Raw genomic sequence first — 8,111 nt, forward strand, 5'->3', positions numbered from 1 at the left:
TTCTTGCGGGGCCGCCCGCCAATGACCGCGCCCGTCGTTTCCGTCGAAGGCGTCAGCAAGCGCTTCGGCGCCGTGCAGGCGCTGCGCGACGTGTCGGTCGCCTTCAACGCCGGCGAGATCACCGCCCTGATCGGCGAGAACGGCGCCGGCAAATCCACGCTGATGCGCGTGCTGGAGGGCGAGCATCGCCCAGATAGCGGCCGCGTTCTGGTCGACGGTCATCCGGTCCAGCTCACCTCGCCGCGCGCGGCGCATGGCTCTGGCATCCGGGTCATCCACCAGGAGCCGGAGATCATCCCGGAGCTGACGGTGGCGGAGAACATCTTCATCGGCGACATCAAGGCGCGTGGAGGGCTGTTCCTCGATCGCGCGGACCTCGAGCGACGCAGCCTCGAGCTGCTCGGCACCTTCGGCGTGGTCGACGTGCTTTCGCCCGGGCAGCGCTGCCATGGCCTGAGCCCGGCGCTCAGGCAGCTGATCGAGATCATGCGCGCGCTGCGACCGGGCGCGCGGCTGCTCGCCTTCGACGAGCCGACCTCGTCCTTGACGGAGGACGAAGCGCAGCGGCTGTTCCGCGTCATCCGGCGCCTCAGGGCCGATGGCGTCGCCGTGATCTACATTTCGCACCGGCTGCGCGAGATCATCGAGCTTGCCGACCGCTGCGTGGTGATGCGCGACGGCAGCCGCGTCGCCGACGAGCCGATCGCGGCGCTCGACGAGCAGCGCATGGTACGGCTGATGGTCGGCCGTCCGGTGAGCGACCTGTTCAACCGAAAGGAGCGCACGCTGGGACCTGTCCGGCTGGCGCTGGAAGATGTCACGACACGTCGCGTCCAGGGGATCGGCTTCGAGGTGAGGGCCGGCGAGATCGTCGGGCTGGGCGGACTGGTCGGCGCCGGACGGACGGAAGTTGCGCGCGCCATCGTCGGCCTCGATCCGCTGCTGTCGGGACAGATGACGGTCGGCGGCCGGCCTTACAAGCCGCGCGAACCAGCGGATGCCGTCGCGGTCGGAATTGGGCTGGTGCCGGAGGACCGAAAGCAGGAAGCGCTGCTTCTCATGCAGGCGGTGCGCGACAATGTCAGCCTCGTGGTGCCCGACAAGGTGTCGCGCTACGGCTTCTTCAGTCGCAGGCGCGAGCGCGCGCTGGTCGCCCGCCACGTCGCCGAGCTCAGGGTCAAGACACCGTCGATCGAACAGGCGGTCGGCAAGCTTTCCGGCGGCAATCAGCAGAAGGTCGTCTTCGCGCGCTGGCAAGCGCGGGGGCCGGCCGTGCTCATCCTCGACGAGCCGACGCGCGGCATCGATGTCGGCGCCAAGGCGGAGATCTACAGGCTCATCGAAAACCTGGCCGACCAGGGCCTCGCCATCCTGCTCATCTCCTCCGAGATGCCGGAGCTGCTCGGGCTCGCGGACCGCGTGCTGGTGATGCAAAGCGGGCGCATCAGCGGTGAGCTCCCGTGGCAAGAGGCGAGCGAGGAGGCCGTGCTGGCGCTGGCCATGCGCTCGGGCAAAGAGACAATCGAAAGGAGGGTATCGTGACCGATACCGCGACCGCCGGCCGCGAGCGCGCGCCGGCAAGTCTGTTCGGCCGCATCGGCGCGCAGAACATCAGCCTGCTGATCGCGCTGGTCGTGCTGCTGGCGATCTTCGGCGCGCTGAGGCCCGACGTCTTCTTCACGCCGCGCAACCTCATCAATATCGGGCTCGCGGTGACCATCCTCGGCATATTGGCGATGGCGCAGACCGTCGTCATCGTCTCCGGCGGGCTCGACATCTCGGTCGGTTCCATCGTCGGCCTGAGCACCATGGTGCTTGCCGTCGTCGCCCAGGAAACCGGATCGATCCCGGCCGGCATCCTTGCCGGGCTGCTTGCCGGATTGGTGGCGGGCGCCGTCAACGGCCTGATCATCGTCTACGGCCCGGTCAACGCGGTGATCGCGACGCTTGGAACCATGTCGGCATTCCGCGGCCTCGCCTATCTGATGAACAACGGCAACTCGATCCCGATCACCGGTGACAGCCTGCGCGCGTTGGGCATCGGCACGCTCTTCGGCCTGCCTTTCGCCATCTGGTTGCTGATCGCCGCGATGGCGGCCTTCATCGTCTTCACCCGCGAGACCGTCGTCGGACGCAACATCTATGCGCTCGGCGGCAACCCGACCGTGGCGCGGCTCGCCGGCATCCCGATCCGCCGCTATCAGATCTCGATCTATGCGATGAGCGGCTTCGCCGCGGCGGTGGCGGGCCTGGTGCTCGCCAGCCGCACCATGTCGGGGCAGCCGGCCTCCGGCAGCCAGGGGCTCGAGCTCGAGGCCATCACCGCCGCGATCCTCGGCGGCTGCGCGCTGCAGGGCGGCAAGGGCACTATCATCGGCGCCATGTTGGGGGTGCTGATCATCGGCGTCCTCAACAACGGCATGATCCTGACCAGCGTGCCGACCTTCTACCAACTGCTCGCCAAGGGCGCGCTGCTGATCCTGGCGGTCATCGTCCAGGAGCGCCAGCGGGCGCGGTCGGGAGAGTAGCCCTTGCCGTTCAAGCGTGGAGATTCCGGTTCTATTTCAGGAACTGACGGAAGCGGCAGAGTGAGAACGCAAACAGCAGTATGCCGATGATCAACAGCGCCGCAAGCTGCGGCCAGACGACATCGAGGCCCGCGCCGCGGAAAAGGACCGCCTGGGCCAGCATGACGAAATGCGTGTTGGGCGCGGCGAACATGATGGCCTGGATAGCGAGCGGCATGCTCTCGCGCGGAGTCACGCCGCCGGACAGCACTTGCAAGGGCAGGAGCACCATCATCAGCAGCAAGCCGAATTGCGGCATGGAGCCGGCGACGGTGGCTAGGAATATCCCCAGGCAGGTCATGGCGATTATGTCGAGGGCCGCGCCCACCATGAAGAGCGCGATCGATCCGTTGATCGGGACCGACAGCAGTCCCTGGATGACGAAGACGAGCGCAAGGCCGGACGCTAGGAGGACAACGATGCTCATCGACCAGATTTTGCTTGTCATGATTTCGAACGGGGTAACCGGCATCACCAGGAGATGCTCGATCGTCCCGTGCTCGCGCTCGCGTATCAGCGCCGCACCGGTGAGCACGATCGAAAGCATCGTGATGGAGGAGATCGCATCGGTGACGGCACCGAACCAGCCCTTGTTGAGTTCGGGGTTGAAGCGCGCCCGCAGGTCGAGGTTGACCGGCAGGGAAGCCTTGGAGCGGTAGTGGTTCAGGAACTCGTCCACCTCTCCGGAAACAATCGACTGGATATAACCTCCGCCGGTAAAGGCCTGCGACATACGGGTGGCGTCGATGTTGAGCTGAACCGTTGGCGAGCGGCCGGCAAGGAGATCGCGCTGGAAGTTCGGCGGAATGTCCAGCGCGAAAGTATCCGTGCCCGAATCCATGCGGCTGTCCATCTCGGGCTGGGAGATAAGCAGCGGCGCGGTGAAGTAAGGCGGATAAAATGCCGTGACGATACGCGATGAAACCGGCGACTGATCCTCGTCGACGATGGCGATCGGAGCGTGATTGAGCGTCTCCGGCATCGCCTTGGAAGCGGTGTAGATGGCGGCGGTGAAGGCATAGACGATCAGCACAAGCATCATCGGGTCCCGCACAAGGCCGCGCAGTTCCTTTATGCCGAGGTTGTATATGTTGGCGATGCGCATTAGCGGGCCTGTTTTCTCAAGAAGGCCGCTCCGAGGCCGAGCAGCACCGGAATGGCGACGAGCAGCGGCACGAACGAGCCGGACAGGTCGGCAAAGCTGAGCGCCTTGGAAAAGACGCCGCGCGAGATCGTCACGAAATAGGTGGTCGGATAGATTCGGCCGATCAACGCGCCCGCACCCTGAAGCGACGACACCGGATCGATCATGCCCGAATATTGGGTGGCGGGGATCATGGTAAGCAGCGCGGTTCCGAAGATTGCCGCGATCTGGCTCCTCATGAAGGTCGACAGAAAAAGCCCCATTGCCGTCGTGGCCATCACATAGAGAAGGGCCGCGGCGGCGAAAGCCGGAAGGCTGCCAGTCAGCGGCACGCCGAAAATGAAGGCGGCAAAGATCGTCAGCAGCACGAAGTTCAGCATTGCGAGGACGACATAGGGGATTTGCTTGCCGACCAGGAACTCGAGCCGGGTGACCGGCGTGACGTAGAAATTGATGATGGAGCCGAGTTCTTTCTCCCGCACCACGCTCAGCACGGCCAGCATCGCCGGGATCAGCAGGAGAAGCATCGGGATAACGGCCGGAACGATGGCGTCGAGGCTGCGGACGTCGGGGTTGTAGCGGTAGCGGATATCGAGCTGGAAGGCGCTGGCCGTGGCGGCGTCGCCGTAGAGCTCGCGCGCCTTCTGCGTAAGCCAGCCGGCATGCATTCCCGAGACGTAGCCCAGAACGGTCTCGGCACGCGCGGGCATGGCTCCGTCGATCCAGGCGCCGATCGTGACCTGGCGGCCGCGCGCAAGATCGCGCCCGAAGCCGGGTGGGATTTCGATGGCGAGGCTGAGTTCCCCGTTCTCCATGCGCCGGTCGAGATCGGCATAGTCGGCGATGGGTGTCTTCTCGGTGAAATAGCGAGAGCCGGCGATCTGCAGCGTATAATCCCGGCTGATCGTCGTGTCGTCGCGATCGAGGACTGCGAAGGAGAGATTCTCGACGTCCATGTTGATGCCGTAGCCCACGACGAACATCAGGATGAGGCTGCCGATGGTAGCCAGCGTGGCACGGATCGGATCGCGTACGAGTTCGAGCGCTTCGCGCCGGGTGTAGGCGAACATGCGGCGCAGATCGAAGAAACGGTCGGCGCGGCTCTTTTTGGGGCGGCTGTGCGGCGTGCTTTCGGTGAGCGGGGCTGTTTCAGCGGCTGAGCCCCCGGGTTGCTCGGGCCCTGTCGCCTCCTCCAGATATCCGACAAAGGCTTCTTCCAGCGTTGCCGCCGAGCGGCTCCCGACAATGCCTCCTGGCGTGTCGCTGATCAGGACCTTGCCGGCGTGCATGAGCGAGATGCGATCGCAGCGCTCCGCCTCATTCATGAAATGCGTGGAGACGAAGATCGTCACGTTCCCCTTGCGGGAGAGGTCGGCAAGGATCCGCCAGAACCCGTCGCGGGCCACCGGATCGACGCCGGAGGTCGGCTCGTCGAGGATCAGTATCTCCGGAGAATGGATCATCGCCACCGCCAGCGACAGCCGCTGGCGGATGCCGAGCGGCAGCGCTTCGGGCAGCGTGTCGACATTGTCGGCCAGACCGAACTGCCGCGCGACCTCCTCGACGCGGGATGGGATCGCGGCGTCGGCCATGCCGAAGAGGCGGGCATGCAGATCGAGGTTTTGCCGAACCGTCAGTTCCGAGTAGAGGGAGAATCCCTGAGACATGTAGCCGACACGCCGCCGCACTTCGATGTCGCGCGGGTCGATCTCGCGTCCGAACAGCCGTGCCTTGCCCTCGCTCGGCTCGAGCAGCCCGGTCAGCATCTTCATGGTGGTCGTCTTGCCGCAGCCATTCGAGCCCAGGAAGCCGAAGATTTCGCCTCGGCCGATGCGGAAGCTCACGTCGTCGACAGCGGTGAAATCGCCGAAGCGCATGGTAAGATGTTCAGCCTCGATGGCGGATACACCGTCGGCACCGGCGGGCCGCGGAGGGATCACGACAGCCTCATGTCCGTCGCGTTTCTCCGGAGGGAGCAGGGCGATGAAAGCCGCGTCGAGATCGGGTGTGCCCGTCCTTTCGAGCAGGTCGGACGGGGTTCCGGACGCGAGCACCCGGCCTCCATCCATGGCCACCAGCCAGTCGAAGCGGGATGCCTCCTCCATATAAGCCGTCGCGATGATGACGCTCATGCCGTCGCGGCTCTTGCGAATCTCGCCGATCAGTTCCCAGAACTGGCGGCGCGACAACGGGTCGACGCCGGTGGTCGGCTCGTCCAGGATCAAGAGGTCCGGATCGTGGATGAGGGCGCAGCAGAGGCCGAGCTTCTGCTTCATGCCGCCCGAAAGCTTGCCGGCCTGGCGATCGGCGAAAGGCGCAAGCCCGGTGCGCCTCAGAAGCTCGCCGATGCGGCGCTCCCGCTCCTGCCGGTCGTGTCCGAAAAGGCGGCCGAAGAAATCGATGTTGTCGAAGACCGACAGCGTCGGATAGAGGTTCTTGCCGAGACCTTGCGGCATATAGGCGATCCTGGGGTAGACGCTCTGCCGGTGGCGGAGGTCGGCCATGTCGCCGCCCAGCACCTCGATATGCCCCTGCTGTATCGTCCGCGCTCCGGCGATCAGGGAAAGCAGGCTGGATTTGCCGACGCCGTCCGGCCCGATCAGGCCGACCATGCAGCCGGCGGGGAAGTCGAGCGTTATGGCATCGAGAGCCCTGACTTTTCCAAAGACCTGGCCGACATTCTCCAGCCGCGCGACCTGCCCTGACGAGAAGGCTGCGGCGCTGTCAGCCAGAGCATTCATTGCACAAGCTTTCCTTGGACGCCGGCCGGCCATTGCGCCTGCGGATCGAGCTGCACATAGGCCACGCCGGGCAGCCCGGTCTTGACCTGCTGGATATATTTGCGAAGCAGCTCCGGTGAGATGTGCGCCTTGACCCGGAACATGAGTTTCAGGCGCTCTTCCTCCGTCTCGACAGTCTTGGGCGTGAACTGCGCGACGTCCGCGACGAAGGTTACCTTGGCGGGGATGATGTATTGCGGCGCCGCATCGAGCACGAGGCGCACCTCAGAGCCGATCGCGACGCGTCCAGCCTGCGCGGTCGACAGGAAGAAGGTCATGTAGACATCGCCAAGGTCGACGAGGTTGAGCACGCGTCCGCCGCCAGCGAGCACCTCGCCGGGTTCCGCTACCCGGAATTGGACGCGTCCGTCGCGCGGCGATTCCAGCGTGGCGTCGTCGATATCGGCGGCAATGCTTTCGATCGCGGCCTGCGCGGCGTCGACCGCGGCCTTGGCATCGACCACCTGTGCCCGCGCCGCGTTGATTGCCGCCTCGCTGGCGGCGAGCTGGGCCTGCGCCGCGGCAACGGCGGCCTTCGCGCTCTGTTCGGCGGCACGGTCGTTGTCCAGGACTTGCTGGGAGACGGTGTTGTTGACCGCGAGCTGCTGAGAGCGCGCCAGGGTCCGCTCGGCGGCGTCGAGCTCGGCTTCGCGCTGCGCGACGACAGCGGCCGCTGCCGTCTTTTCGGCTTCGCGTTGCGTCACCAGGCTGCCGGCGGTCTCGACCCCGATGGTGGCGCGCTGAAGCTGCGCCTCGGCTTGGCGGCGCTGCGCCTCGAGCTGCACGGTATCCATGCGGGCAAGCACTTGGCCGGCTTTGACCAAATCGCCTTCGCCGACCAGGATCTCCTTGATCCGCCCCGCGGCCTTCGTCGAGACGTCGATTTCAACCGCCTCGATGCGGCCGTTGCCGCTGGCGATGCCTTGCGGCAACGCCCCGTCCTCGGACCGCTGCCATGCGTAGTAGCCGGCTGCCGCGAGGGCGATCAGAATAATGGGAGGCAGCCACCGCCGAGCGCCCTTCATAGGCTGCCTCCCGCGTTGCGCGACGCGCCGAAGAGCGCGGGCGGCGCTGAATGGATCTGTTCAGGGCTCAACTTGATGCCGACCATGGCGAGGGACTCCGTTCGGGGCTACGAGGCGAACGAGACCAAAACAGAGGCCCGGCATGGCGACCTTGATCCGCATCAATCGCGGGAGAAAGCATAGCGGCGGTGCGGAACGGACCTTTGAGGGAAGTGCCCGATGCGCCGTGGGAGCCGGCTTAAAGCGCGTCGCGACGAAACGGATTCAGGCGACGCGCTTTTAAGTCTTTGGTTTGATGCATGTCGTTCTCCCAAAACCGCTGCGCACTTTTGGGCGACATACATTAGACGCTTTCGAGATAGGTCTCGATCTCGAAGTCGCTGACATTGAGCGCGAAGGTATTGAGTTCCTGGCGCTTGCAGGCAACGAAGGCGTCGCGCAGCACGGCCGGGAAGATTTCGGCGACGCGCTTGCCGGTCTCGAAGGCGGCGATGGCCGAGGCCCAATCCGGCGGCAGCTTGGCGAGCGTCAGCCCTTGTCCCTCGCCGCCGGTCGGCTCGCCGGGCGAGAGCTGCCGCTCGATACCGATCAGCGC

General features: G+C 65.4%; 5 protein-coding genes and 1 pseudogene. 2 read left to right on the forward strand and 4 right to left on the reverse strand.

All coding sequences use genetic code 11. The features are described 5' to 3' along the window. Positions 1-1,542: sugar ABC transporter ATP-binding protein (locus EOA38_RS21065; protein WP_210212978.1), on the forward strand; the 1,542-nt coding region annotated here is incomplete at its 5' end. Further along, on the forward strand, positions 1,539-2,528 hold the full coding sequence (locus EOA38_RS21070) for an ABC transporter permease (protein WP_126091807.1): 990 nt from the start codon (positions 1,539-1,541) through the stop codon (positions 2,526-2,528). The genes EOA38_RS21065 and EOA38_RS21070, both read left to right, overlap by 4 nt. A 31-nt stretch (positions 2,529-2,559) precedes the next feature. Here EOA38_RS21070 and EOA38_RS21075 read toward each other — a convergent pair whose 3' ends face one another. From EOA38_RS21075 to EOA38_RS21090, 4 genes and pseudogenes are all read right to left on the reverse strand, one after another. After that, complete coding sequence (locus EOA38_RS21075) at positions 2,560-3,672, reverse strand: ABC transporter permease (RefSeq protein WP_126091808.1); 1,113 nt, start codon at positions 3,670-3,672, stop codon at positions 2,560-2,562. Continuing rightward, positions 3,672-6,452: a ribosome-associated ATPase/putative transporter RbbA gene (gene rbbA, locus EOA38_RS21080; protein WP_189350525.1), complete on the reverse strand. Its 2,781-nt coding sequence runs from the start codon at positions 6,450-6,452 to the stop codon at positions 3,672-3,674. Before rbbA ends, EOA38_RS21075 begins: the two co-directional genes overlap by 1 nt. Then, positions 6,449-7,516, reverse strand: coding sequence for an HlyD family efflux transporter periplasmic adaptor subunit (locus tag EOA38_RS21085; protein ID WP_126091810.1), 1,068 nt, complete (start codon positions 7,514-7,516; stop codon positions 6,449-6,451). Before EOA38_RS21085 ends, rbbA begins: the two co-directional genes overlap by 4 nt. Positions 7,517-7,859: 343 nt before the next feature. Then, positions 7,860-8,111, reverse strand: a pseudogene (locus EOA38_RS21090) (glutamine synthetase); the annotation flags it as partial.

Origin of the sequence: Mesorhizobium sp. M1E.F.Ca.ET.041.01.1.1, from assembly GCF_003997355.1 — a bacterium.
Classification (GTDB): domain Bacteria; phylum Pseudomonadota; class Alphaproteobacteria; order Rhizobiales; family Rhizobiaceae; genus Mesorhizobium.